Here is a 26,493-nt window from a genome sequence, read left to right on the forward strand (position 1 = left end):
CTACCTTTCTAACCAATCTGTCACTGCATTGATCGACTCATGGGCGGTCAGATCCACTCGTAATGGCGAGAGCGATACAAAGCCATGATCAACGGTGTAAAAATCAGTGCCTTCCCCGGCATCCTGTTCTTTACCCGGCGGTCCCAACCAGTAAATATCATGTCCTCGCGGATCTTTTTGCCGAATCATACTCTCCGCATGATGTCGCGCTCCCAAACGAGTCACTTTCATGCCGTTAATACGTTCCAACGGCAGATCAGGGATATTGACATTCATCAGTCGATTAGTCGGGATTGGAGAATGCAAGTGCTGTTTGACAATCTGGCGGGCAATATGAGCAGCGGTGTCAAAATGAGTCTCACCCACCAGAGAAAATGCAATGGATTGAACTCCTAAAAAATGTCCTTCCATTGCTGCGGCAACTGTCCCTGAATAAAACACATCATCGCCTAAATTCGCACCGTGATTAATACCGCTCAAAACCAAATCAGGTAAAGCATCTTTCATTAATTCATTCAAAGCGTAGTGAACACAGTCCGTTGGTGTTCCTTGGACAGAGTAAACCGCCGGTGCGATTTGCTGAATACGCAGGGGTTGCTCCAGTGTCAAAGAGTTAGAAGCCCCGGAGCGATTTCGATCCGGAGCCACAACCACAACTTCAGCCAAATCAGACAATGCTTCAGCTAAAGTATTAATTCCCCGAGCATAGACACCATCATCATTGCTCAACAAAATTTTCATCAATCAGAACTCCCTTTCCACAGGTATTTCTTCGACTAGCTCTCGTAATAAAGAAGTCGCAAAGCATCCCGCATCAAGCGAAAAATCCAATATAACCTCATTTTTTCCCAGCTTCCAATCCAGTTGCTGAGGTTTGAGAGCAATATTACGCCTTTCATGCTTCATTCGGTTCCCCCGAATCAATTTCATCAAGTCTGGTTCATCATCAACAAATCTCTGTTCTAAAGCGAGAGCTTCATGACGGGTCGGCAGCGCATTGTCTCCGGCCAGTGCCGCTGAAATGCCAGCTTGGCGCTGCACAACTGATGATTGCCACTGAACGAGCATATCATCACCTTCAACGAGGATCTGTTCATTGCCTTGAAGCACGATGTCTCCATCAATCAAATGATGAAAACAATCCTTTGCAATCCGTTCAGAAACGATCTGGTTAAAAATCCAAGAGCGAGCTGTAGACAGATAGAGACTACGCTTATTCTGGTTGCGAGTGCGGACATTCTCCCGTCCCCATCGCCGAGCCTCATTTAAATTATTGCCCTGATGACCAAAACGTTGAGCACCAAAATAGTTCGGCACGGCCTGTTCACGAATGATGTTCAACCGTTGCTCAACATCTGCGATGTCGGTGACTTCTGTTAACGTAATCTGAAAATGATTTCCTCGTAGATCTCCCGGTCTCAATTTGCGCTGATGGCGAGTCGTTTCAAGGATTTCAATGTGAGGGTAGCGCGCTTGAAAAGCAGAAAAGTCCGGGGTATCCCCTTTTGGTAAGTGAACGCTCAACCATTGTTCGGTGACAGCATGGCGATCTTTTAAACCCGCCCAACTCACATCTTTCGACTTCACACCACATGCTTTGGCTAACTCATTGGCGACAAAGCTGGTATTTTCTCCGGTCTTGCGAATGCGAACCATCAGGTGCTCACCCAATCCATCCAATGGAAACCCGAGATCTTCCGTGACAATAAAATGTTCTGGTTTTACTTTGATTTTTGCCTTTGCAACTGGTTTTCCATATAAATAGGCCAGATTGGCTAAAACATCATCCATTCGGATATCCTCGTTATGATGGTCAAGCCATCCCCCTCACGGGGTTATTTACAACTAAACTCACGACTAAAATCAGTGAATTACTTCATCAATAACACAACAGCTTCACAGGCGATTCCTTCCTTACGTCCGGTAAACCCCAATCGTTCTGTCGTCGTCGCTTTCACATTGACATGGCTGATATCGGTTGCCAAATCCTCAGCAATCAAAGCTCGCATCTGGTCAATATAAGGTGCCATTTTCGGCGCCTGCGCAATAATCGTAATATCTGCATTGCCCAATCGGTAGCCATGCGCAATCACTTTCTGATAAACACTCCGCAGCAGCGCTCGGCTATCGGCGCCTTTCCACTGTTCATCCGTATCGGGGAAATGGCGTCCGATATCTCCGGCAGCAATGGCGCCCAGTAATGCATCGGTTAATGCGTGCAAAGCAACGTCGCCATCGGAATGAGCCAATAGCCCCTGTTCATAAGGAATCGAGATACCGCCAATGATGACGGGGCCTTCACCGCCAAACTTATGAACATCAAACCCATGACCAATTCTAAACATAACCATTCCTTACTGCTTTAATTCTGTAGGGTATTATTCTCGGCCGAGATAAAACTCAGCCAGTGCTAAATCTTCGGGTTGTGTCACTTTAATATTATCGGCACGGCCCAAAACAATACGTGGCTTGTCACCATGCCATTCCATCACCGAAGCTTCATCTGTCACCGCTATATGCTGATTAATCACCCGGGATAAAGCCCGATGCAATTCAGCAGTTCGGAACATTTGGGGGGTCAATGCGTGCCAGAGGTTCTCTCGCTCTACGGTAGCGATAATATCTTGACCGGAATTTGAACGCTTCATCGTATCCCGAACCGGTGTTGCCAATATTCCGCCAACATCATGTGATATGACGGCTTCGATCAAGCGATCAATATCACTCAAACGAACACATGGACGCGCCGCATCATGCACCATTACCCATGTTGTCGGGTGATGCTTTACCACATAATCAAGTGCTGCAAAAACAGAGTCTGAACGTTCCTGACCACCGGCAACCCGAATAATCTCAGGATCAGAGGCGAGGGATAACTGACTGAAATAAGGATCATCATCACTGACGGCAATCACGACTTTGCCAACCTGTGGGTGGCCTCGCAACTTTTCGACGGTGTGTTCCAGAATGGTTTTGCCGTGAATCGTCAAATATTGTTTCGGCTTATCGGTTAACATCCGACGGCCGACACCAGCCGCTGGAATAACCACTGAAATGAGTTCCTGTACCATTTAGGGGCGATCCTCATTAATCACACGGTAAAATGTTTCACCTTCTTTTACCATGCCAAGCTCATGCCTTGCTCTTTCTTCAACGGCATCCAGCCCCTGACTTAAGTCATCTATTTCTGCATACATTTCTTTATTTCGTTTTTGTAAATTCACATTCACCGAACGCTGAGTTTTGATTTCATCAGAGACACGATGAAAATCGGAAATGCCATTTTTGCCAAACCACAGAGAATATTGGAGCACGATTAAAAATAGAGTCAGTGTTAAAGCAAATACTCGCATGACGCTCACTTGTGATTTCAAATAGGATTTCGGGGAAGTTTATCAAAAATGACTGAAAAGAACTTCCCCCTTATATTATAAGTCCGTTCAGGACCGACTTGCTGACCGGTAGATCTCACAATACGACGGTTCACCAAGATTAATAAGCCCAATACAGTAAAAAGCCACCGAACACGATACGATAAATACCGAAAGCATTGAATGTAAAGCGGTTCAGAAAAGCGAGAAACAGCTTCATGACAACCCAAGCAGAGATATAAGACGTGATAAAACCAACAATCAGAGGTAACGCACTTTCACCTTGAAAATCCTGATAATTTTTCAATAAATCCAAACCACTCGCAGCGAGCATCACAGGCAAAGCCAACAGAAATGAAAATTCAGCACTCGCTTTACGGCTGACGCCCACGAGTAAAGCACCGACGATGGTTGAACCGGCCCGGCTGGTTCCCGGCACCAAAGCAAACACCTGAGCAATCCCGATCCAAATCGCTTGTCGATAGGTAATTTGATCCAATGTTTCAGCCGTCGGAGCATGATTTTTCAAGAAGCGCTCTACAATCAGAAAAATAATCCCCCCGATAATGAACATGATCGGGACAACCTGAATGTTAAACAGCGCTTTTACTTGATCTTGGAACAAGAAACCAATGGCTGCGATGGGTAAGAATGCGATGCATACTTTCATCCATAATGCAAAATATCGAGGATGGAATCGCTCTTTATAATTCGTCAGCACAGCTAAAATAGCGGAAAGCTGAATAATGACTTCAAAAGCTTTATTACTCTCTGTTTGAGAGAGACCAAGCCAATCGCTGACAATAATTAAATGTCCGGTTGATGAGATTGGTAAAAATTCGGTGATACCTTCAACCAGTCCAAGTATAACACTTTGAATTAAATCCATTCTTTACTCTTTACATTGGGAAAAATCAGTTTCAGTGAACCAGGATTCTACAGGCTTCAAAACTTCCAGATTGTCAGCCTCAAGCCAAATTTGTCGAACACTTCGTCCATCGCCCGGCAATAAAAGCTCAGGGCACAGTTCAAAAAGCGGCTGAATCACAAACGGATAGTGATAAATATCTTGACGAGGCAACTGCGGCGCTTCAGCACTGACAACATTACCAAATAAGATAATATCCAGATCCAACGTTCGATCCTGATATTTTTGGGCATCGGATTGTCGCCCCCAGTTCAGCTCGATATCCTTAAGCATTCCGGTAAAAGCTGCCAGTGAAAGATCAGTATGCATTTCAATCACTAAATTGAAAAATGCTCCACTCTGAAACCCTTGTGACGGAGATTCATAAACCGTTGAAAGACGAAGTTGATCTCCCAATTTTTTCAGTTCACTAACAGCGGCTTCGACATGCTTATGTCGGTCGATATTGGAACCGACACCGACATAAACCAACGTCATAGCTGGCCCCTTTCAATCACCACACCGACGCCAGCCGCCTGAGGCACCGCTCCCGGTTTCGTCAGACGAATCCTGAGCCAAGGCACAGCAAAAGTCGACATGATCAAATGAGCAACCTCTTCAGCGACACGTTCTATGAGTAAAAATCTTCCATTTTCAACATATTGAATGATTTGTTGGCTCACCTGAGCATAATCCAATGCATCAGTGACATTATCACTCTGACCTGCCGGGCGATTATCATGCGCCATTTCAATATCGAAAACGAGCTTCTGCTTGATCTGCTGTTCCCAATCGTAAACACCGATCGTTGTGACAACAACTAACTGCTCTATAAATACTTTATCCATCAATTATCTCACCACTCTTCTATCCCAAATATCGAATTGAGATAAAAAATCATCCTGTATTATCACCAAACATGAGCTCAAAGACGCTCAGAAAGAGAGCGTCATCAGATATACAACAAATAATTCTGTTTAAACCTATATTTTAAGATCATTTTGGCATATACCCAAGCCTCCTTAGGATGACTTAGGTATAGTGATTATCATATACTTAAATGATTTCAATATGCGAAATTAATATAGATTTTTATAGATCGAATCATACAGTTAAACTTGCACACAACTCAGGGCCCAAATGACGCCATTGATACTACTGATCATTATTTCAGCTTACCTGCTTGGCTCGATTTCAAGTGCGGTGCTCGTGTGTCGTCTATTCCGGCTTCCCGATCCCAGAGAGTCAGGCTCTCATAATCCGGGCGCAACAAATGTTCTAAGGATCGGCGGCAAAAAAGCAGCCGCTATTGTGCTGTTATGCGATATGCTGAAAGGCACAATACCTGTCTGGGGAAGCTACTTTTTGGGTGTAACCCCCTTCCTGCTTGGCGTGATCGCTATTGCCGCTTGTTTAGGGCATATTTATCCGATTTTCTTCCATTTCCGAGGAGGAAAAGGCGTCGCGACAGCATTAGGTGCAATCGCACCGATCGGGCTCGACTTAACGGCGGTAGTCATGGTGACATGGCTGACAACCTTGCTGATCACCCGATATTCTTCGCTGGCAGCATTAATCGCCGTGTTACTCACACCCCTATACACTTGGATGATCAAGCCCAACTACACCCTGCCTGTCGCGATGCTATGTTGTCTGATTGTTTTCCGACATCAAGAAAATATGAAACGTCTGCTCAATGGCACAGAGCCCAAAGTCGGTGAAAAAAACTGATCTGATAATCAAGGCCAATGTACAAAGACAGTGGCCTTTTGCGATTGATCAGATTGATTGAGGAAGGCGTTGAGATTTAAGGCGCAAGTGACTCAAAGAAATCTTGCAACGCTTGTGTGACAAACTCGGGTTGCTCCAGATTACTGATATGACCCGCTTGAGGAATCACAACCAGTCGACTCCCCGCGATAGCATCCAGCATCAGATGAGACTCTAACACCGGCCGAGGCTTATCCTGCTCTCCCACCATGATCAGCACAGGCAGATTCAGATCATCAATGTCATCCATCAGATCCCGACGATCAAACACCATCTTGCCGATTCGCCCTATATCCGCAATCTGTGGACCCGAGGTTTCCAGCAAGAACGTTCGAAACGCCGTAACAAAATCGGGTTCAGCCGTTTGCCGTAAAGCGTGGTCAGAGAAAAACATCGATACGACTTGTGAAATCATTGGCTCAGGGAAAGACTGCGTTGCAATTGCCGCATCGATCATTGCAAAATATTTGGCATGCATCACTTCAGGCTCAAGCCCGATAAACGTATCCATCAAAACCAGCGCATTCACTCGCTCTGGTGCGATCAATGCCAACTCAGTTCCCCACATGCCACCGACAGACAATCCAATGATTGAGAATGACTCAATCGCAAGATGCTCCATAAGTGCCAACATATGCCCGGCATAATCTTTTAGCGAATGCATGTCGTCAGGGGCTGCATCAGATTGACCATGCGACCATAAATCGGGAACGATACACCGATAATTCTGGCGCAACGCAGCAATTTGTGGTTGCCACATTTGGCTATGCCAAAGGTAACTATGGCCGAACAGTAGCACCTCGCCAGTACCGATATCCTGATAACGCATCGTTTTGCCGTTCACTGTAAATGATTTCATTCGTTGGATGACCTTCTAGAGTGATTCATACTATTGTTATTGTTTAATGCTCGATGATTGTATAAGCACTGACAGAAAAACAGCCCAAGTTAGCTCTATTCAGTCGAATCCAGCAAGGAAAACGGGTTGAGCGTAATATTTAGGCTGCTGTTATTGAGAATAACGTTCAGGAATGAACGGCCTGAAGCTGATCAATTGGCCAGCGGGGCGTCGCCTGCACAGCAAGGCCGGATACTTCACCATTTTTGAAGCGTTGCATACCGGCATAAGCGATCATGGCACCATTATCGGTACAGAATTCAGTCCGCGGATAATAGACCGCACCACCGACTTTCTGAGCCAATTGCGCTAAATCGGCTCTCAACCGTTGATTGGCACTCACCCCACCGGCAATGACGATCCGTTTTAATCCGGTTTGTTCCAGTGCCCGACGGCATTTGATCATCAAGGTATCACACACGGCTTCCTGAAAAGCATAGGCAATATCGGCACGCGTCTGTTCATCATCACCATGTGCGGCAATCGTATTGGCAGCAAACGTTTTTAAGCCGGAAAAACTCATATCCAGCCCGGGCCGGTCAGTCATCGGACGAGGAAAACGAAATCGACCCTGAGTGCCTTTTTCAGCTAGACGAGCCAATAATGGTCCTCCCGGATAATCCAGTCCCATTAACTTCGCCGTCTTATCGAATGCTTCTCCGGCGGCATCATCAATCGACTCACCGAGGATCTGATACGCACCAATCCCTTGGACTTCGACAATCATGGTATGTCCACCCGAAACCAACACGGCAACAAAAGGAAACTCAGGCGGATTTTCTTCCAACATCGGTGCCAGTAAATGTCCTTCCATATGATGAACCGGTACTGCCGGTACATTCCAGGCATAAGCGAGACTACGCCCGATCGTGGCACCAACCAACAAAGCACCGACTAACCCCGGGCCGGCAGTGTAAGCCACCCCATCAATATCTTCCGGGCGACAATCAGCCTCTGCCATTGCAGCTTGAATCAGAGGAATTGTTTTCTTGACGTGATCCCTTGAAGCAAGTTCCGGGACAACGCCACCATAATCAGCATGAAGTTTTATCTGACTATATAATTGATGAGCCAATAAGCCTTGTTCATCATCGTAAATCGCAATCCCCGTCTCATCACAAGAGGTTTCAATACCTAATACACGCATAATTTTCCGGAAAAATTCCATCTCGACATCAAAATTGACGCCATGTTACCTTGCCTTCACGGGACAGACAAATTTTGTCCGGCGATTCATCCATAAAATACTTTACAAAGCCTTTCCATTCGGATTAAAATTCCGCACCATTTTTGATTGTGCTGGTAAGTACCGGATATATTCCGACTGAACGAGACCAGCGTTAACGAATATCCCCTGAGGTGAAAGGCATATGCCAGTAGTTAAAGTACGTGAAAACGAACCGTTCGACGTCGCTCTGCGTCGTTTCAAGCGCTCTTGTGAAAAAGCAGGTATTCTTTCTGAAGTGCGTCGTCGTGAGCACTATGAAAAACCAACCACTGTTCGCAAACGCGCTAAAGCAGCGGCTCAAAAGCGTCACGCTAAGAAGCTCGCTCGCGAAAACGCTCGTCGCGTTCGCTTGTACTAATAGCTCCTTCGGAAAGGAATGAGTTATGGCTCTGATTGACAAGCTCAAAGAAGAGCAAAAACTTGCGATGAAAGCCAAGGACAAAATTCGCCTTGGCACTATTCGTTTAGCCATGTCAGCAATCAAACAACGTGAAGTCGATGAGCGGATTACGCTAACCGACGATGATATCGTTGCCGTTCTGACAAAAATGGTTAAACAACGTCGCGATTCTGTCGCACAATATGAATCTGCGGGACGACAAGACCTGGCAGATGCGGAAAGCAACGAAATCACAGTGCTTGGGGAATTTATGCCTCAACCATTAACTGATGATGAAGTGCTACAACTCATTGATGACGCAATTACCGTTTCTAGTGCTCAAAGCATGCAGGATATGGGTAACGTCATGGCTGTATTGAGACCGCAAATTCAAGGGCGTGCAGATATGGGAAAAGTCAGCGGCTTAGTTAAAAGCAAACTCACTTAACCCACTCCTCTAAACATCAAGCCGTGCTATTCTATATGGCACGGCTTGTTTGTATACACGCTAACATGTAAATTAGCTATCCACAGTAACATTAGCTATCAGGTCTCATGGCTGGGTATATTCCTCGAAATTTCATCAATGATTTACTCGCTCGACTGGATATCGTCGATGTTATCGACGCTCGCGTCAAACTTAAAAAAAAGGGAAAGAACTACAGCGCCTGCTGCCCTTTTCACAATGAAAAAACCCCGTCCTTCAGTGTCAGTCAAGACAAACAATTTTATCATTGCTTCGGCTGTGGTGTGCATGGGAATGCCATCGACTTCATGATGGAATACGAACGTTTAGAGTTCGTCGAAGCCATTGAAGAACTTGCAGGCTCACTTGGATTAGAAGTCCCGAGAGAACAAGGCACAACCCCGTTCGATGCCCAAAAATCACAGGCGCGTAAAGAACAAAAACGCACCTTGTATGATTTAATGGAACAGATTGCGCAGTTTTATCGCCATCAACTCAGACATCCAAGCAGCAAGGTGGCAATCGATTATTTAAAAAATCGCGGGCTATCTAAAGATATCGTCCAAAAATTCGGTATCGGCTATGTCGCTGATGAATGGGATCTGATCCATAAAAATTTCTCCCGCACGCCAGAATCAGAACAGATGCTCACCGCGGCAGGAATGCTGGTTGAGAATGACAACGGGCGTCGCTATGACCGTTTTCGTGGTCGGGTGATGTTTCCCATCCGGGATCGCCGTGGACGTGTGATTGGCTTCGGCGGTCGAGTTCTCGGGGACGGAACACCCAAATATCTCAATTCACCGGAAACCGATATTTTCCACAAAGGAAAAGAGTTATATGGTTTATACGAAGTCCTTCAGGCGCATCGTGAGCCCCCACAAATTCTGGTAACTGAAGGTTACATGGATGTCGTGGCACTGGCTCAGTATGGTGTTGACTATGCGGTTGCGTCTTTGGGGACATCCACAACCAACGACCATCTACAGGTACTTTTTCGACAAACCAATGCTGTCATCTGTTGCTATGATGGCGATAATGCAGGACGACAAGCTGCGTGGCGAGCATTAGAGAATGCGCTCTCCCTACTCAGTGGTAATAAAACCCTGAAATTTATGTTCTTGCCGGACAAAGAAGATCCGGACTCATACATCCGCCAACGAGGTACAGAAGCATTCGAACATCAAGTTCAACAATCGATGTCTTTCTCTGATTTCCTGTTTCAGGGATTAATGTCGCGTGTGGTAGATAACAGTAGTCGGGAAGGCCGTTTTCGAGTCATCCATCTGGCCGAACCTTTAATCAATCAGGTTCAGGACGAGGCGCTAAAAATTTACCTATGGGAAGAATTGTCATTGCGCACCGGCCTCAGCGCAAATGCGATTCAATCGGCATTGAATAAAAAGCAAGTTTCGGAACACACACCGGCGATTCGCCCACAAGCGGAAATGAAGCGTACACCAATGAGAGAAGTTATCGCTTTGCTTCTGCAAAATCCGAGCTATGCTGATAGAATACCGGATCTTTCAAGTATCGCGACACTTGATATTCCCGGCTTGAGCTTATTTATTGAGGTCCTTGAAAAATGTCGAAATTACCCCAATGTAACAACAGGTCAGCTACTTGAAAACTGGCGAGGCCATCGAAATGAACCTCTTCTATCACGTCTTGCTAGCTGGGATATCCCACTCGTAGAAGACAATCAAGAAGAAATATTTTTAGACTCACTGGATAAGATCATTACCCAGTGTGTTGAAAAACAAATTGAAAATCTGCAGGCAAAAGAGAGAAGCGTTGGTTTATCAGCTGACGAGAAAAGGGAACTACTAGCATTGATGCTAGATTTAAAAGCGTAATCCCTTATTTATAGCCAACAAATGATTAATTTGTTAGAATACGTGGTTTGCATTCTGCATACTAATTCCGCCACTAGAAATGAAGTTGGATACCGTCTATGGATCAAAATCCGCAGTCACAGCTTAAATCACTTGTCCTCAAGGGCAAAGAACAAGGCTATCTGACCTACGCTGAAGTCAATGACCACCTCCCTGCAGAAATTGTAGATTCTGAGCAGGTAGAAGACATTATTCAGATGATTAACGACATGGGTATCAAGGTAGTCGAAACTGCACCTGATGCTGATGATCTGGCACTGAATGATGATACGAACATTACGGATGAAGATGTTGCAGAAGCAGCCGCAGCAGCTCTCTCCAGTGTTGAAAGTGAAATTGGCCGTACGACAGACCCAGTCCGTATGTATATGCGTGAAATGGGAACTGTCGAGCTTCTCACTCGTGAAGGTGAAATCGATATTGCAAAGCGCATTGAAGAAGGGATTAACCAAGTTCAAAGCGCTGTTGCCGAATATCCGGGAACCATCCCTTATATCCTTGAACAATTCGACAGAGTTGAAACTGAAGAGTTAAGACTCACCGATTTGATTTCAGGCTTTGTCGATCCAGATGCTGATGAAACAACATCACCGACAGCGACCCATATCGGTTCAGAACTGACGGGGTCGGATCTGGAAGACGAAGATATGCCTCTTGCATCAAAGGATAAAGATGATGAGGATGAGGAAGACGAAGAAAGTGGTGATAACACTAGTGATGACGATGATAGTGACGACGATGTCGGTATCGATCCTGAACTAGCACAAGAGAAGTTCAATAACCTTCGTAACAAATATCGTGATTACCAGTTAGCACTGAATGAATTCGGTGAGTCTAACAAACAAACGTCACAAGCATCTGAACTTGTTCTGGATGCCTTCCGTGAGTTTCGTCTGACGCCAAAACAGTTTGATAATCTGGTTGAAACACTTCGTGGCTCAATGGATCGAGTCAAAACGCAAGAACGCTTAATCATGAAGCATGTGGTTGAACATGCCAAAATGCCGAAAAAAGCGTTTATTACTGCATTTACCGGTAATGAGTCTGACGAAAACTGGCTGGATACAATTTTATCATCCGACAAGCCTTATGTTGACAAGATTCGTAAGAGCGAAGAAGACATCCGCCGTTCGATCCAAAAACTTAAAGCCATTGAAGAAGAAACGTCTTTAAGTGTTGTGCGTATTAAAGATATCAGCCGTCGCATGTCAATCGGTGAAGCGAAAGCACGTCGAGCCAAGAAAGAGATGGTTGAAGCGAACTTACGTCTGGTAATTTCAATTGCGAAAAAATACACCAACCGAGGCCTACAATTCCTTGATTTGATTCAGGAAGGGAATATCGGTCTGATGAAAGCTGTTGATAAATTTGAATACCGTCGTGGTTACAAGTTCTCGACTTACGCAACATGGTGGATCCGTCAGGCGATCACTCGCTCGATTGCCGATCAGGCCCGGACGATTCGTATTCCGGTTCATATGATCGAAACAATCAACAAGCTGAATCGGATTTCTCGTCAAATGCTTCAGGAAATGGGGCGTGAGCCACTACCGGAAGAACTGGCAGAACGGATGCAAATGCCCGAAGACAAAATCCGTAAAGTGCTGAAAATCGCCAAAGAGCCAATCTCAATGGAGACACCAATCGGTGACGACGAAGATTCGCATCTGGGTGATTTCATTGAAGATACTACGCTGGATCTGCCAATTGACTCAGCAACCGCGACCAGCTTAAAAGCTGCGACACGTGATGTTCTGGCTGGCCTGACGCCTCGTGAAGCCAAAGTGCTTCGGATGCGTTTTGGTATCGACATGAACACTGACCACACCCTTGAAGAAGTGGGCAAACAGTTTGATGTAACCCGTGAACGGATTCGTCAAATCGAAGCCAAAGCACTACGCAAATTACGACACCCAAGTCGTTCAGAAACGCTGCGTAGCTTCTTGGATGAGTAGACTGTTCAGATTCAATGAACAAAAGGTGAGCAAATGCTCACCTTTTTTATGCGCTATGATTTAAGTGAATAAAATATAAGCATATTTAGTCACCATTGAGGCTAGACAGCATAGGACGTATCCCCTATAATCGTCCGTCTTAAGGGGCCTTTAGCTCAGTTGGTTAGAGCATCCGACTCATAATCGGCAGGTCCTGGGTTCAAGTCCCGGAAGGCCCACCAAATATCAAGGACTTAGGTGATTTTCATCTAAGTCCTTTTTCTTTGTTTTCTATTTATAGCATATTTATAGCAAAATTATTTATAGCACCACTGCTATAAATCCGGCTGCTATATTCGGTTCCCGGATAAGAAAAAAGGCCGGAGTATTCCGACCTTTACAACAAGTTACAATCATCAAATGGTTCACTGAATTCTCTACTTCATCCGCATCAATGCAACCTCTAATTTGTTCTGAATCGGCTGTAGCAGGAAAAACAACGATTCCCCGCTTAAATGTTCCATAGAACCTTTCTGAGCGATTGCCAAGGCCGACAATCCTAAAACAATTTCGTGAGCTTCATGAATGAGATCGGAAGGGTCTTTAGATGAATCACAATGACACATGATGAATTCTCCATGCGCCTTTTGGTTATCTCGGGGTTCCTAAGCTCGGCACTGGATTTTGCCAGTACACGGGTAGATGAGTTCTGTTGGAGGGAGGTGTCAAATGATGTTTGTATGGACTGAAATCAAAGAAAACGTTCAGCAATAACAGAAAGCCAAAAGATAAAGAAACTGTAGAAACAGGCCGAGTTCAGGGCCATCAAAACCCGAAAACCTTTAGATGTTGTCGTCATCCGGTGATAAATGAACGGATACGCAACACAATAACGATTAAAACGCCCACCTATGGCAAAAAATGTCATGTGAAAAGGCTTTTCATAGACTTCATTAACATCTTTCGCCAACTGCTCATCTATAAACAGAATACGCTTTGAATTACCTAATGAAATACTGATAGATTGAATTCCCAAAGGAACAATCCAGACTATAAAAAAACCGCCCGAAATCAGTTGTATCCAGTCAATGAGATTCACTATTCGAGTCCTTCCATCATTTTTTCATAAATAATATCAACTGTAGCTTTACCTGCCATAGATCCAAATGTACCGCCAATGAATCCCCCAGACGCCAGCAATCCATCCAGAGAAAAAGCCTACAACTTCCCTTGCAGTTGTTTTACCACACTCCCCTCTACCATCGACTGAACAAGCATCGTAAATATTATTTACTCCACTAGCTGCTGCTAATCCAAGGCCTAAATAACCAACACCTCTAGCCCCCCAAACACCAACTGAAATATTGGCAATTCGTTTGCCAAGGTTCGGGACGACGCCACTCTTAATAATGTCATCCGCATTATGAATTACAGATTTGGTAGAAAGCCTGAGTGATTTTTTTACCTGCCGAAAAGCTGGGATGTTTATAGCGCGGCTTGAAAAGCGGGTAAATGACTGGTCCAGTTTATTGAGCAGTGCCGCACGCTCGGCAACAAAAGAACCATAATTAATCCCACCTGTACGACTTGCCATAGCCACTTGGGTTACATAAAGAGAATTTATTTCCTGAATGATACTACCGACATGCTTTAAGTGACTTTCAATCCCCGTCGCAACGGCACTAACACCGACTGATGCATAAGCATATTGATCCGAAGGTAAGCCGTTATCCCGGATATATTTCAAACCGTTCGAAGCATAATAGTCTAATAATTCAAAATGGCGGTAAACAGTTGCGACCTCTTCATCACTAAGCTTCGCTAATTCGGTACTAGCTGCTTGCGCCTCTTCCTGTAACTCAGTAAGCGACTGCTTCTCTTTATCGGTCGTAGGCTCCGTGGTTGGTAATATAACAATTTCGCCCTGACAAACAGGTTCATTCAGATGAGTATTATACTTTTTGACTAATTGCTTTTGTGTCGTGGCCGTGTCAGAAGTGAACAGACTTGTCCACAAATCTTGCTGAGATTGAGTTGATTCGACCTGCATCCATCCCAGAGAAAATTGCTGTTCCTGTGCCTTTTCCTGAGCTTTTCTTTCCTGAAGCATCGCCCACGTTTTTTCACTATTGAGATGGTTCTCCTGACATTGCTTCTCATAACGCTCTTTCAGGAATAATTTCACGGGTTCAGGCTCAATGTAAGGCTCGGTATAAACCAACGCATTGACACTCCCTGAATAGAATGAACCGACCCCATGATTCACCAATCCCGCTCTCTCGGTATAGGCTTTATGGGCCAGAGAATCGAGATTGGATTCAACCACAGGATTGACCCGCCAGTATAGATTGCCCCATTCATCCCGATCCCGGATTAGCAAAGGAACAGACGGAACATCAGTAAGCAACACCTGATGCCCGATGCGGAGCTGTTCAAGAAAGGCTGGAAAGGATATCCCGAAGGGAATTACAGATTTCACATCGGACTCACGCAGGAACATGAAATCCCCTTCAACCTGAGTGAACTCATAAGCCATCAGGTTGTAAACTTGAATGGTTCGGTAACTCATTAACGTTGTTTGTGTTTGTGGATTTTTTATTAAAATGAGCGCGTATTATACAGTGGTGGTAAGAGAGATGCAGTTGTAGATATGAAACTAGGGAATTAATTTGATTTTGGTTCCATCTTGGGAGCATTCTTTTGTCCATAGAGTCAGTACAACTTAGCTGACTCATTTATGGACAGAAACATTTCAATGCTATACTCCTAAAATTTTTATTAGGATTATAAAAATTATTTAAATCCTTATACGTTTATTAATGGTTCTATCATTAACCCATTTTCAAGCAAGCAACTGATTACAACAATATTAATTTAAACTCATATCTTATATCCCCCTTATAAAAACAGTCTTACATGAAAATTATCGGACACCACAGAGTACTGTCGTTCAATCAGAATTTATTTTTGCTAGGGCATATTTTTTTCCACTCAATACTATTTTCTTTCGATAACTCTGAAACAATTGCATTTACTAAGGTAACATTTCCAGGAATTGGTAAATACATACCAACAATCCGAGGTCGAGCAGCTAAATTAGCTTGATATAGCATAGACTTGATTTGAGCAATTGATACAATAGCATTTTGAGCTGTGGTCCTATTTAACTCACTTTGAATTGGTAGTGCTGATGAAACAGATTCACCATTTATACCCAGAGTTTGAATTATTAAATCTCCGTTAAGAGCATTAGACTCAGCCTCCATACCAATGACGCCTAATCCAGATATGTTTGCATTCGTCTTAATAACATTCACATTGGCTGTAACTCTTAAACCTATTCCCACATAGATGGGTATATCCAGTGTAACTTTAGGAATAACTCGATTGTTTACGAAACTTTCTTCCGTTTTAGATGTACTATCTGTTGGTTTACAAGCCTCATTATCTGCATTTGTTACACAAGGTAGCGTAAGCTTGGTTGCTATTGAATAATTAAATTTCGGATTTGTGACAGCGTACGCTGATGCATTCTCATTACTTGAAACACTTTTTCCTGTTTTCAAACTAGTAGACTTCCGAGTTCCTGCACTAGCTATGTCAATTGTTTTTGTGACATTATAAACAACAGAAGTCAAATCATAATCCCTACTATTCAAAGTTCCTAAAGGATTAACATATTCTTCTTTATTTGTAGTTTTTGATCTTGCCAATTTACTAATAGTAACTGGAACACTTACTACATCCGACATAATATAGTCTACTATAACTCGGTAGCTACCAGTACTAACACCAGCTTTACTGGAACCATACGTTATATTACCATCAGCATCAAAACTTTGGATCGACATTCTAACTGCATTATCTGGGAGAGCACTAACTAATTTTTTATCAGTATCATTTGAATTACAGCTAGGGTCATTACTATCGATTTTTATAGGTAATGGTTCTAATGGAATATATGTATAGCCTGAATTTTTTTCCGCTTCTGTTCGGAGGTTCTTGATACTACTGCATCCAACTAAAATATAAAACACAGCTAAAAACACAATAATATTTTTTACATTTGTTTTTTTCATAAAAAAACCATACATTGCATTTAAAATATCAATAATTTAAATGACAAAGCCTTTTTATCCGATAACGTTTTCCTAAAAATACACTTATTCACAGAACTCCAAGTTAAAAGATGTCGCGAGCTGAGATTCAATCCGCCACGCAAAAACACGGGTGATGAATTCACGTCCGGCAGTCATCACCCCTTTTAACACTCTTATGAGTTCATTTTCACAGTATAGACTGGTTTTCACCGCTCCGGTGTCTTGGTCGATGGAAAGTTCATAGTAAGGTTTGAATACCTGCGCTTTACGTTCACAGAACACACCGCCCATTTGCAGCGTGTAAGTCTTCCAGTCGCCTTTGTCGGCAGCTTCGATGATTGTTTTGGCTCTTTCCGGTAAATCCATGATGTCCTTTAATCTGCGCAGCTCTCGCCAGACGGTAACGGAACAGCCGCCCAGTTGCTGAAACTGACGAATCCTCCAACAAGCCGCCCATGCATCCACTCTGGCCGCAGCTTCTAACGGGTCTTCGCCATAGATACCACATTCGAGGTTTTCACCGTCGATATTTTTAGAGATGTATTTGGCAATGTATCCGGTCGCTGAGCCTTCGTTCGGGTCGATTTTCACTTCGGTAAAGCGGTGCTTGTCGGCTCCGGCTTCATCACCGTCTTCTCTCAGGACATAGTCACGCATGACATCAACCATCTTTTGATATTGATGCTTTTCGACAAATAACAGTAAGTGCCAGTGCGGTGTACCGTCGTGTTGTGGCTCCGCCACCCGGAAGCCATAGAAGCGGATATTCAGGCGGTTGAGTTTCGCCCGGATTAACTGCCACAGGTTATTGAGATAAGCTTGCCCGTCGAACGGGGTGAAGCCCTGCCATTTGGGATTGATATCGCCAGATTTGGAATAACTGCGGTGATATTTTGACGGACAGGTAATGGTAAGAAAAGCGGCTTCATGGCCGGAGTCCTGCGCTAATTCTTCAAAGCCTCTGGCCCGAAGCATCAATTCGCCCTTTCTGATTTTCGGGTCAGCCACACCTTTTTGTGACAGTTCCAGCAAAGAAAATCGCTGTCCCAGATTATTGACAGCAAAGGTATTGGAGAGATATTCATGTTGATAGGCTTTTTGTCTGATGCGGGCTTTCAGCGTCAGACGAGAACAATACAGACTGGTTTTCTTGTTGACCTGATTGAGATGATGCAGCACCGTTTCAATATTGCGTCTGAGCGATTTTCTCAGCTTACGCAGCCACCATTTTGCATCACCGTAGCGACCCATTTCACCATTGAGGAAATAGGTTTCTGTGGGAGTAATGCCTTGCTGACGGATAAAGCCGCGAACGGTTTCAAGGGCAAGTGCATCATTGATAAATTGACGACGCAAAGCAAAATACAGCATTCAGCGAGTCATTTATCGGTGTCAATTGGGGAAAAACTCCGTTTCAACGGCATACAGACCCGATTATAAATGCTTCCTGGAATATCTATTCGCCCGTGTATCCCATAACCCATTCTCATTATTAAACTTTTATTACCTCATTTAAATCAACATTGACACATGAATAGGTGACTCCTAGACTTCAGAGGAATCACCAAATATGCATGAGTATTATTTGCATTTATGTGCATATTTCCGGTTCGCCTATATCAACATCAGGTGTATGGTAAAACCAGGTCTAAGAAAATGGGTTGTATGTGATTGATTTTTAATCTATAAAATTCAATGTAGGCCACGACAACATGGTTTTCTGTGAATACATCTATTTTTGATGCTTACCATGTTCGTGTCTACAAGACGAAGTACAGACAGGAAAGTAAAGATCAGCTTTTCATAACTTCGAGGATCAATTCATGTCTCAAATACAACAACGTCAGTTTGGCGAGCTTGTCATCTGTTTTACCGATCAATTTACCCTCCGCTGGAACGACAAAGGGAGTGGCGCCGATGATGATGGTGCGTATTGGCATCCAATCCCTGCGGCAGGATTTTTTGCCCTGGGCAGTGTCGGTGTCAACAATTACGGTGATATAAATAATAACCGGGCTGCGATGACCGTGAAAGCTGCGGATGCAAACTCCGATGCGTTGGCACGTCCGACCGATTATACATTGATATGGGCGGATCATGGTTCCGGTGCTGACCGTGATGGTTCGTGCTGGCGTCCTGTTGCGCCTGATGGGTATGTTTCACTCGGGGATGTCTTTGCAGATGGTTACGGCAAACCATCATTAGATGACGTGATGTGTGTGCGGGCTGATCTTGTCTATATGGCGGATATTGGTCCGCAAATCTGGGCAGATCACGGGTCTGGCGCAGATAAGGACATTGACACATTTGCAATCATAACGCCACCGACGTACCTCGATTCAAACAGAGGCTTATTTGCCGTCAACAGTTTCGTTGCGAATAACAAATACGACAAACCGAAGGGAGCGCCGGTACTACATGTCTTGAATCTGCCTTTCCCGACCGAATCTCATCCGGAACCTCAACCACCGCATCTGGACAGCTTCTCTCCGCCATCAAGTCAGACGACTCCGGTATTAGATCATTCTGTCTGGGTTCCTTTCACCGCAATTAAAGACGATGCCAGAGATACGGCCTGGAAAGTACAGAATTCTCCGTTTTATCGGGTGGATCGTTACGCTGCTTATAAAACTGAGATATATGATCATAACCAAACCTCTGTGACTCAAAAAATCACTGAATCGATCACGACCGGGATCAGTAAAAGTAAAGAAGAGTCGTTCAGTGTGACGACAGGAATCTCGGTTACAGCGACAAGTGGGGTCAGTTTCCTGGGGACGGGGGGTGAAGTTTCGGCGACTGTCTCCGTTGAGTTGGGCTGGCAGCGTTCAACCAACATCACTCAGTTCCGTGAAGAGACTCTGGAATATTCGATAGAAGTTCCTCCGGGTAGAGCACAGGCAATATGGTCAACCAATTATGAATTGCAGGTTGTTCGTGAAGATGGTTCCAATTTACCGACCCGTTTAATTTTCGATGTCGATTATTTTGTTCACAGTGAATATCCAAACGGAGAAACGACCCGGGAAATTCCAGCCAGAAGAGAGCGGCTAAATTTCAATTAAGCGATTGTTCCGCCCACGGATCCGCTTGCGGGTCCGTGAACCCATCCCGGATCAGAACTTGGCATGGAATCCGGAATTTCTCCAATCCACAACAACGATCACGAGCCTTTTTCCATCATTTCTAACACAATCAGCACTAATTCCTGACCTGAAATTTGAAATGACTCAATACGCTTTCATTACAATAAGCTCTATTAAATTGAACGGGTGAGAAGGATCTCACACTTAATATCTAGCTTAAAAAGAATACTCTTTACTAAAAAATTTATTGCAATGCTAAACAACAGTGAAACCAATACAATACCAGTTTCATAATTAAAATACATTATCCTCTCAGTGTATTTTTGCTCCTCCCAAAAATACACTTATTCACAGAACTCCAAGTTAAAAGAAGACGCTAAGCCGGACTCTATCCGCCATGCAAAAACACGGGTGATGAATTCACGCCCGGCAGTCATCACCCCTTTTAAAGCCCTGACCAGTTCGTTGTCACAATATTGGCTGGTTTTCACCGCTCCGGTGTCTTAGTCGATGGAAAGCTCATAGTAAGGTTTAAACACCTGCGCCTTGCGCTCACAGAACACACCGCCCATTTGCAGCGTGTAAGTCTTCCAGTCGCCTTTGTCAGCGGCTTCAATAATGGCCTTGGCTCTTTCCGGTAAATCCATGATGTCTTTTAATCTGCGCAACTCTCGCCAGACGGTAACGGAACAGCCACCCAGTTGCTGAAACTGACGAATCCCCCAACAAGCCGCCCATGCATCCACTCTGGCCGCAGCTTCTAACGGGTCTTCGCCATAGATGCCACATTCAAGGTTTTCACCGTCGATATTCTTGGAAATGTATTTGGCAATGTAGCCAGTCGCTGAGCCTTTGTTCGGGTCAATTTTCACTTCGGTAAAGCGGTGCTTGTCGGCTCCGGTTTCATCACCGTCTTCACGCAAGGCATAATCACGCATGATATTGACCATCTTTTGATATTGATGCTTTTCGACAAATAACAGTAAGTGCCAGTGTGGTGTCCCGTCGTGTTGTGGCTCCGCCACCCGAAAGCCATAAAAACGAATGTCTAACCGATTGAGCTTGGCTCGGATGAGTTGCCACTGTTTATTGAGATAAGCTTGCCCGTCTAATGGGGTCAATCCTTCCCATTTGGGATTGATATCCCCTGATTTGGAATAACTGCGGTGATACTTCGACGGGCAGGTGATGGTTAAAAAGGTCGCTTCATGTCCTAAGTCTTGCGCCAACTCTTCAAAGCCTCTGGCTCTGACCATCAGCTCGCCTTTTCTGATTTTCGGGTCTGATACGCCTTTTTGTGACAATTCCAGTAATGAGAAGCGCTGGCCGTGCTCATTGACAGCAAAGGTATTGGAGAGATATTCATGTTGATAGGCTTTTTGTCTGATGCGGGCTTTCAGCGTCAGACGAGAACAATACAGACTGGTTTTCTTGTTGACCTGATTGAGATGATGCAGCACCGTTTCAATATTGCGTCTGCGCGATTTTCTCAGTTTACGTAACCACCATTTTGCATCACTGTAACGACCCATTTCACCATTGAGGGAATGGGTTTCTGTCGGAGTAATGCCTTGCTGACGGATAAAGCCGCGAACGGTTTCATCCCGATCTAAGGGAGCAACCACATCCTTTTTACTATCATAGAAGTCATGTTTGTCCAGGCTGATACCAATGGAAATTACGAGGCTCAATAACCGCTTATTTCAATTCACCACCTTTATGAAGTAGCAATAAATCAGCTATTGAAGAACCGAACTGTCCAAATCAGCCATCGCCTCATACTGACTGATATATACCTTGCCTTTGAAGTGTTCAAAGAAGTCTGACTTTTGCATATCGTCCATGATCGGGCCTTTAACTTCTGATAAGTGCAGTTGAATCTCGGATTCTTTCAGACGGTCGTGAATTAACGTCAGGCTTTCCAGCGCACTGGCATCGATCATATTTACCCCGGATAACATCAAGACCAGATGTTGGGTTTGCGGGTACTGTTCCATATATTCCGGTATCTGATCTTCAAGATAGCGAGCATTGGCGAAATATAAGCTTTCGTCAATCCGCAGGCTGAGTACCGTTTTACTTTGGATTACATTAAAGCGATGTATATTGCGGAAATGTTGGGTTCCCTCAATTAAGCCGACCACTGCAATATGTGGCCGACTGGTGCGCCATAAAAATAGTGCTAGAGAAGAAGCTAGTCCCACCAGTACGCCAATCTAAACATTAAAGATCAGTACACCGATAATAGTAAGAAACATGGCAATAGCATCACTTTTAGCACTTTTCCAGGTATGGATGATGGCTTTCACATCAATCAGTGCCGATACAGCAACGATAATAGTTGCCGCTAGTACCGCATGTGGCAAATAAGTGAACAGCGGGGTGAAATAAAGCACGGTAATACCGATCCCGATTGCGGTAAATGTGCCCGCCAATGGCGTTTCAGCGCCAGCATCATAATTGACGACTGATCGCGACAGACCACCGGTAACCGGAAATCCCCCGTTAATAGCCGAAGCGATGTTGGCACCACTTAAGGCAATCAATTCCTGATTTGGCTCAATTCTCTGGCGACGTTTCGCCGCGAGTGTCTGGCCAACCGAAGCTGATTCGACAAAACCGATAATACTCAGCAGAATCGCGGCCGGAAGCAGGTCGCCAATTAAGGTGAGATCGAGCGATGGCAATGAAAAACTGGGCAAACCGCTTGGGATCTGGCCGACCACGCTTACGCCCTTTTTGTCCAGATCAAACAGGGCTACCAGTACAATACTCAGTATCATCACCATCACTGGAACCAGTTTGGTTACATGACCTGCAAGTTCTGATGAAAGTCCCAATTTGATTAAATTGGGTTTGAGGCTCTTACGTGCATAGCTCAGGGCAATCAAACAGGATGCCCCAATCAGCAACGTATAGAAATTAGTTTGGGGCAACGCAAGAATCAAGTTGGTCAGGCGTTCTATCACATTTTCTCCGTGCAGAGGCACGCCAAGAATATGTTTAAACTGACCGATAGAGATAAGAATACCGGAGGCGGTCATAAAGCCGGAAAGCACCGGGTGGCTTAAAAAAGTGGTCAGAAATCCCAGTTTTAGTACCGACATCAGCAATAGCACGATACCGGAAAGAAATGCCAAGGTTGCCGCGGCCGTGATATAGCCTTGGCTACCCGTTTCAAACAGCGGAGCAATGGCTTCTGCGGTCATTAACGAGATGACCGCTACCGGACCGACGGCCAGTGTTTTACTGGTACCAAGCAGAGTATAAGCGATCAGCGGCAGGATACTGGCGTACAGACCAACAACGGGTGGCATGCCAGCGACCATGGCGTATGCAAGGCTTTGTGGGATCAGCATCAAAGTCACGATAATAGCAGCTAAGCCATCTTTCGTGGCGTCATGACGCGAATAATCAGGCAACCAAGACGATATCGGCAGCCATTTCAACCAAGAATGTTTCATGCTTTGATTATCCTAAGCAATGTGTAAATTCGGTTAATCGGATGGCTTAACCCAACTCAGGTCAAAACCCATTTCGGCGGCTTGGGCAATGCGTTGATCAAATGAACCCAATTCGTCGCTGCTCATTGCCCAGAGTGCGCTACAACGTGTTCCGGTGCGACAGAAAGCAAAAATTGGTTTAGGAGCCTGTGCAAAGAGCTGACCAAACTGTTTGCCCTGCTCTTGAGTAATATTTCCGGAGATCACTGGTAGGTGAAAATAGGCTAAGCCCTGTTCTTTAGCCAGTCGTTCAATTTCTCTATTCAGAGGCTGACTATTTTCTTCCCCGTCCGGGCGGTTGTTGATGATCGACTTAAACCCCATTGCAGCCAGACGTGCTACGTCGCTGGGCAGAATTTGTGGTGAAACGGTCATTGAATCAGTTAAATAGATTGGTATCAGCATAACAGCAACTCCATTTCAGACTTTATTCAATGGTATTTTCAAATAGCGCACACCGTTATCTTCTTCCGGTGGCAATTCTCCGGCACGCATATTGACCTGAACCGAAGGCAAAATCAGGGTCGGCATATTCAGCGTGGCATCACGACCTTCACGCATTTCAACAAATTTCTGCTCAGAAATATCTTCTTTGACGTGGATATTGTGTAGACGCTCATCACCGATCGTCGTTTCAAACAGATACTCTTCGCGGTTTGGTGCTTTGTAGTCATGACACATAAAGACGCGTGTTTCATCAGGCAGAGAGAACAATTTCTGAATTGAGTGATAGAGGGTAGCTGCATCTCCTCCGGGGAAATCGCAACGGGCAGTGCCATAATCGGGCATGAATAAGGTATCGCCAACAAATACGCAATTACCAATCACATAAGCCATACAGGCAGGAGTGTGGCCCGGAGTATGGATTGCGTGTGCTTCAATATGACCAAGAGTAAAGGTTTCCTGATCGGCAAACAGATGATCAAACTGGCTGCCGTCCATTGCAAAATCACTACCGGCATTAAACAGTTTGCCAAACGTATCCTGTACCACCGTAATTTTGTCACCAATCCCCAATTTACCACCGAGTTTCTGCTTAATATAGGGAGCCGCGCTTAGATGATCAGCATGAACATGAGTTTCAAGAATCCACTCAACCTTTAAGCCACTCTCCACTATAAACTCAATCAACTTATCTGCTGTTTCGTATGAAGTTCTACCAGAAGCGGGATCGTAGTCTAGCACCGAATCGATAACGGCACATTGCTGGCTGTCTGGATCCACGACAGCATAGCTGTAGGTGGAAGTTTTCGGATCGAAAAACTCATAAACATTGGGAGTCATATTTCCTCCTTGGTTTCGTAAAGGATGAACCATATATTGTTAAAATAACGGGGGCTGGAAAGCACCCGTTCACAAAGCAACTCAGTGTCAGGTTAACAAGGGTTGCTGATTACAGTGATTTTTTGCTGAAATACCAGTCAACGTAGTTGTAACCTTGATCTTTACGCACTTCGGCTTCTTGAGCGGTTGCAGGTGGTGGAACAATTACTTCATCGCCAGGAGTCCAGCTCTCCGGAGTTGCACACACGTTTGCATCGGTAGTTTGTAGTGCTTTAACCAGACGCAGGATTTCTGCAACTGAACGACCGTTACTCATTGGGTAGTAAAGCATCGCACGTAGTACGCCTTCAGGGTCGATAACGAAAGTGGCACGAACCGCAGAAGTATCACTTGCACCTGGCTGAACCATGCCGTAAGCGCCAGCGACTTTCATATTCAGGTCAGCGATAATCGGGAAGTTAATTTCAACACCAAAGTTATCTTTAATGCTCCGAGCCCATGCGATGTGTGCATGAACGCCATCGATAGACAGACCCATCAGTTCACAATTAAGGGCTTTAAAGTCTGCACTTGCCTGAGCAAATGCCATAAATTCAGTCGTACATACCGGAGTAAAGTCTGCTGGGTGAGAGAAAAGAACCAGCCATTTGCCCTTGTAGTCTTCCAAGCTAAGCATACCGTGAGTGGTTTTTGCGGTGAAAGCCGGAGCCGCTTCATTCAGACGTGGCATTGCAACTACAGTTGTTTGTTCAGTCATATTGTATTCCTTTCATGTATATTAGAGTTTAATTAATTAGCATTTGCTAATGGAATTAATTTAATGACATTCGCCACTAAGAACAAATAGAAATGAACAATTAGTTTGATAGGGTATAGCGATTAGGAAACTTTTAAAGTCGCTCATGCTCATGGATAATTTATAGCTTATGCTAAATAATTTAAGAAGGTGCAGTTAAAATTCTGAGTGTCATCTCCCAGAATTTGAGTGGTCATTTTAATGAGTAATTGCACTTAAAGATCTGCTCAAGCAAAACTGGGCTCTTCACTAAGTGATATTTTTCTGAATTCACGAGACTCAACACTGATACATAAAGCCAGCTTTTGGACTGCTTCCCAATCCGCTTTTTTAAAACAGACAATTGAGGAAGATACCGATTGGACCGAGTTGGTGGATCAACTCGATGTCATGCTGCGAGACGAATGAGTGATTGAGTCAATATCCTCCCGAGAAGGAGGATATTTTAGTCGTTCTGAGAAGTAATTTGTTTTAGAAACTCACCGCCGGACATAGCTTCAAAGCCTCTTGAGCACGAACATATCGGGCTTTCGTAGCATTTAATTTTTCTCGCGTAAATTTGATCTGGTCGAGCAACTCGTTTACATCATATATGGACTGTTCGAGCGTAGACCTTGACTCTGTGTTCTCCGAATCACTCTGACCTTTCTGTGCGCTGACAATCGGCTGAAAAATCGCATCATACATCCCCTCTTGTGATGCAGATTTGTGGATATTGGTCATTTGGGTATTCAGGTTCGCAATGATGGTATTGATATCCGGACGATTGGATAACAGTTGATTTGTTACCGCAAGATTGGCGTCTTTTGTTGTGCAGCGATGTTTAACGGCACAAGTCAACAAGTATCGATTCGTAGTAAAAACCCAACAGCTAAA

General features: G+C 44.5%; 29 protein-coding genes and 1 tRNA gene. 8 read left to right on the plus strand and 22 right to left on the minus strand.

The features are described from left to right. The 8 genes from surE to folB all read right to left on the minus strand — a co-directional run bounded on the left by surE (position 1) and on the right by folB (position 5,126). A complete protein-coding gene (gene surE / locus MKS89_RS12450; protein WP_072955840.1) occupies positions 1–741 on the minus strand; it encodes a 5'/3'-nucleotidase SurE in 741 nt (246 codons plus the stop codon). 3 nt (positions 742–744) lie between these two features. Beyond that, positions 745–1,791 (minus strand): tRNA pseudouridine(13) synthase TruD, encoded by a 1,047-nt coding sequence (gene truD, locus MKS89_RS12455; protein ID WP_072955837.1) that lies wholly within the window; start codon positions 1,789–1,791, stop codon positions 745–747. Between the two features lie 80 nt (positions 1,792–1,871). Then, positions 1,872–2,345, minus strand: coding sequence for a 2-C-methyl-D-erythritol 2,4-cyclodiphosphate synthase (ispF, locus tag MKS89_RS12460; RefSeq protein ID WP_072955834.1), 474 nt, complete (start codon positions 2,343–2,345; stop codon positions 1,872–1,874). 33 nt (positions 2,346–2,378) lie between these two features. Further along, the gene (ispD, locus tag MKS89_RS12465) at positions 2,379–3,071 is read right to left on the minus strand and encodes a 2-C-methyl-D-erythritol 4-phosphate cytidylyltransferase (protein ID WP_072955832.1); all 693 of its coding nucleotides are present in this window, start codon (positions 3,069–3,071) and stop codon (positions 2,379–2,381) included. Beyond that, entirely contained in the window at positions 3,072–3,353 is a 282-nt protein-coding gene (ftsB, locus tag MKS89_RS12470) for a cell division protein FtsB (protein ID WP_072955829.1), read from the minus strand. A 139-nt stretch (positions 3,354–3,492) separates the two neighbouring features. Further along, positions 3,493–4,260, minus strand: a complete 768-nt coding sequence (locus MKS89_RS12475) for an undecaprenyl-diphosphate phosphatase (protein WP_072955826.1) — start codon at positions 4,258–4,260, stop codon at positions 3,493–3,495. 3 nt (positions 4,261–4,263) lie between these two features. Further along, complete coding sequence (gene folK, locus MKS89_RS12480; RefSeq protein ID WP_072955823.1) at positions 4,264–4,776, minus strand: 2-amino-4-hydroxy-6-hydroxymethyldihydropteridine diphosphokinase; 513 nt, start codon at positions 4,774–4,776, stop codon at positions 4,264–4,266. Continuing rightward, positions 4,773–5,126, minus strand: a complete 354-nt coding sequence (folB, locus tag MKS89_RS12485) for a bifunctional dihydroneopterin aldolase/7,8-dihydroneopterin epimerase (RefSeq protein WP_072955821.1) — start codon at positions 5,124–5,126, stop codon at positions 4,773–4,775. The genes folK and folB overlap by 4 nt, the downstream gene beginning before the upstream one ends. 292 nt (positions 5,127–5,418) lie before the next feature. Between folB and plsY the strand changes: the two genes are divergently transcribed. Beyond that, entirely contained in the window at positions 5,419–6,009 is a 591-nt protein-coding gene (gene plsY / locus MKS89_RS12490) for a glycerol-3-phosphate 1-O-acyltransferase PlsY (RefSeq protein WP_072955819.1), read from the plus strand. 76 nt (positions 6,010–6,085) lie between these two features. On the opposite strand, the gene MKS89_RS12495 is transcribed toward plsY, so the two are convergent. After that, positions 6,086–6,907 carry an alpha/beta fold hydrolase gene (locus tag MKS89_RS12495; protein ID WP_072955817.1) on the minus strand — a complete coding sequence of 274 codons (822 nt, stop codon included), beginning with the start codon at positions 6,905–6,907 and terminating at the stop codon, positions 6,086–6,088. Between the two features lie 166 nt (positions 6,908–7,073). Further along, positions 7,074–8,093, minus strand: a complete 1,020-nt coding sequence (gene tsaD, locus MKS89_RS12500; protein ID WP_072956427.1) for a tRNA (adenosine(37)-N6)-threonylcarbamoyltransferase complex transferase subunit TsaD — start codon at positions 8,091–8,093, stop codon at positions 7,074–7,076. Between the two features lie 223 nt (positions 8,094–8,316). On the opposite strand from tsaD, the gene rpsU reads away from it, so the two are divergent. From rpsU to MKS89_RS12525, 5 genes are all read left to right on the plus strand, one after another. Next, a complete protein-coding gene (rpsU, locus tag MKS89_RS12505) occupies positions 8,317–8,532 on the plus strand; it encodes a 30S ribosomal protein S21 (protein ID WP_001145625.1) in 216 nt (71 codons plus the stop codon). A 25-nt stretch (positions 8,533–8,557) separates the two neighbouring features. After that, positions 8,558–9,001, plus strand: coding sequence for a GatB/YqeY domain-containing protein (locus MKS89_RS12510; RefSeq protein ID WP_072955813.1), 444 nt, complete (start codon positions 8,558–8,560; stop codon positions 8,999–9,001). Positions 9,002–9,108: 107 nt separating this feature from the next. Next, positions 9,109–10,875 (plus strand): DNA primase, encoded by a 1,767-nt coding sequence (gene dnaG / locus MKS89_RS12515; protein WP_072955812.1) that lies wholly within the window; start codon positions 9,109–9,111, stop codon positions 10,873–10,875. A 98-nt stretch (positions 10,876–10,973) separates the two neighbouring features. Further along, positions 10,974–12,869 (plus strand): RNA polymerase sigma factor RpoD, encoded by a 1,896-nt coding sequence (rpoD, locus tag MKS89_RS12520; protein WP_072955809.1) that lies wholly within the window; start codon positions 10,974–10,976, stop codon positions 12,867–12,869. Positions 12,870–13,013: 144 nt separating this feature from the next. Further along, a tRNA-Ile gene (locus MKS89_RS12525) sits at positions 13,014–13,090 on the plus strand. Between the two features lie 195 nt (positions 13,091–13,285). On the opposite strand, the gene MKS89_RS12530 is transcribed toward MKS89_RS12525, so the two are convergent. The 5 genes from MKS89_RS12530 to MKS89_RS12550 all read right to left on the minus strand — a co-directional run bounded on the left by MKS89_RS12530 (position 13,286) and on the right by MKS89_RS12550 (position 18,319). Beyond that, positions 13,286–13,474 carry a hypothetical protein gene (locus MKS89_RS12530; protein ID WP_072955804.1) on the minus strand — a complete coding sequence of 63 codons (189 nt, stop codon included), beginning with the start codon at positions 13,472–13,474 and terminating at the stop codon, positions 13,286–13,288. A gap of 125 nt (positions 13,475–13,599) precedes the next feature. Then, positions 13,600–13,947: a hypothetical protein gene (locus MKS89_RS12535; RefSeq protein ID WP_072955801.1), complete on the minus strand. Its 348-nt coding sequence runs from the start codon at positions 13,945–13,947 to the stop codon at positions 13,600–13,602. Between the two features lie 48 nt (positions 13,948–13,995). Next, complete coding sequence (locus MKS89_RS12540; protein WP_235862532.1) at positions 13,996–15,417, minus strand: hypothetical protein; 1,422 nt, start codon at positions 15,415–15,417, stop codon at positions 13,996–13,998. 385 nt (positions 15,418–15,802) lie between these two features. Next, positions 15,803–16,927 (minus strand): hypothetical protein, encoded by a 1,125-nt coding sequence (locus MKS89_RS12545; RefSeq protein WP_131814875.1) that lies wholly within the window; start codon positions 16,925–16,927, stop codon positions 15,803–15,805. 84 nt (positions 16,928–17,011) lie between these two features. Next, positions 17,012–18,319, minus strand: coding sequence for a replication endonuclease (locus MKS89_RS12550; RefSeq protein ID WP_077316564.1), 1,308 nt, complete (start codon positions 18,317–18,319; stop codon positions 17,012–17,014). A 452-nt stretch (positions 18,320–18,771) separates the two neighbouring features. Between MKS89_RS12550 and MKS89_RS12555 the strand changes: the two genes are divergently transcribed. After that, entirely contained in the window at positions 18,772–20,013 is a 1,242-nt protein-coding gene (locus tag MKS89_RS12555) for a Vps62-related protein (RefSeq protein ID WP_072955795.1), read from the plus strand. 524 nt (positions 20,014–20,537) lie between these two features. Here MKS89_RS12555 and MKS89_RS12560 read toward each other — a convergent pair. The 6 genes from MKS89_RS12560 to MKS89_RS12585 all read right to left on the minus strand — a co-directional run bounded on the left by MKS89_RS12560 (position 20,538) and on the right by MKS89_RS12585 (position 25,578). Next, entirely contained in the window at positions 20,538–21,725 is a 1,188-nt protein-coding gene (locus MKS89_RS12560) for a replication endonuclease (protein ID WP_235862535.1), read from the minus strand. Positions 21,726–21,773: 48 nt separating this feature from the next. Then, positions 21,774–22,238, minus strand: coding sequence for an STAS domain-containing protein (locus MKS89_RS12565; protein ID WP_205409197.1), 465 nt, complete (start codon positions 22,236–22,238; stop codon positions 21,774–21,776). 12 nt (positions 22,239–22,250) lie between these two features. Then, on the minus strand, positions 22,251–23,498 hold the full coding sequence (locus MKS89_RS12570; protein ID WP_205409196.1) for a SulP family inorganic anion transporter: 1,248 nt from the start codon (positions 23,496–23,498) through the stop codon (positions 22,251–22,253). A gap of 33 nt (positions 23,499–23,531) precedes the next feature. Then, positions 23,532–23,942, minus strand: coding sequence for a protein tyrosine phosphatase family protein (locus MKS89_RS12575; protein ID WP_072955792.1), 411 nt, complete (start codon positions 23,940–23,942; stop codon positions 23,532–23,534). A 15-nt stretch (positions 23,943–23,957) separates the two neighbouring features. Next, on the minus strand, positions 23,958–24,821 hold the full coding sequence (locus tag MKS89_RS12580) for an MBL fold metallo-hydrolase (RefSeq protein ID WP_072955790.1): 864 nt from the start codon (positions 24,819–24,821) through the stop codon (positions 23,958–23,960). Between the two features lie 109 nt (positions 24,822–24,930). After that, complete coding sequence (locus tag MKS89_RS12585; protein ID WP_072955787.1) at positions 24,931–25,578, minus strand: peroxiredoxin; 648 nt, start codon at positions 25,576–25,578, stop codon at positions 24,931–24,933. 327 nt (positions 25,579–25,905) lie between these two features. Between MKS89_RS12585 and MKS89_RS12590 the strand changes: the two genes are divergently transcribed. Beyond that, entirely contained in the window at positions 25,906–26,025 is a 120-nt protein-coding gene (locus tag MKS89_RS12590; RefSeq protein WP_235862536.1) for a DUF2789 family protein, read from the plus strand. Positions 26,026–26,088: 63 nt separating this feature from the next. Here MKS89_RS12590 and MKS89_RS12595 read toward each other — a convergent pair whose 3' ends face one another. Next, a complete protein-coding gene (locus MKS89_RS12595; RefSeq protein ID WP_072955784.1) occupies positions 26,089–26,460 on the minus strand; it encodes a hypothetical protein in 372 nt (123 codons plus the stop codon). Positions 26,461–26,493 lie beyond the last annotated feature (33 nt).

It is taken from the genome of Vibrio gazogenes (assembly GCF_023920225.1).
Classification (GTDB): domain Bacteria; phylum Pseudomonadota; class Gammaproteobacteria; order Enterobacterales; family Vibrionaceae; genus Vibrio; species Vibrio gazogenes.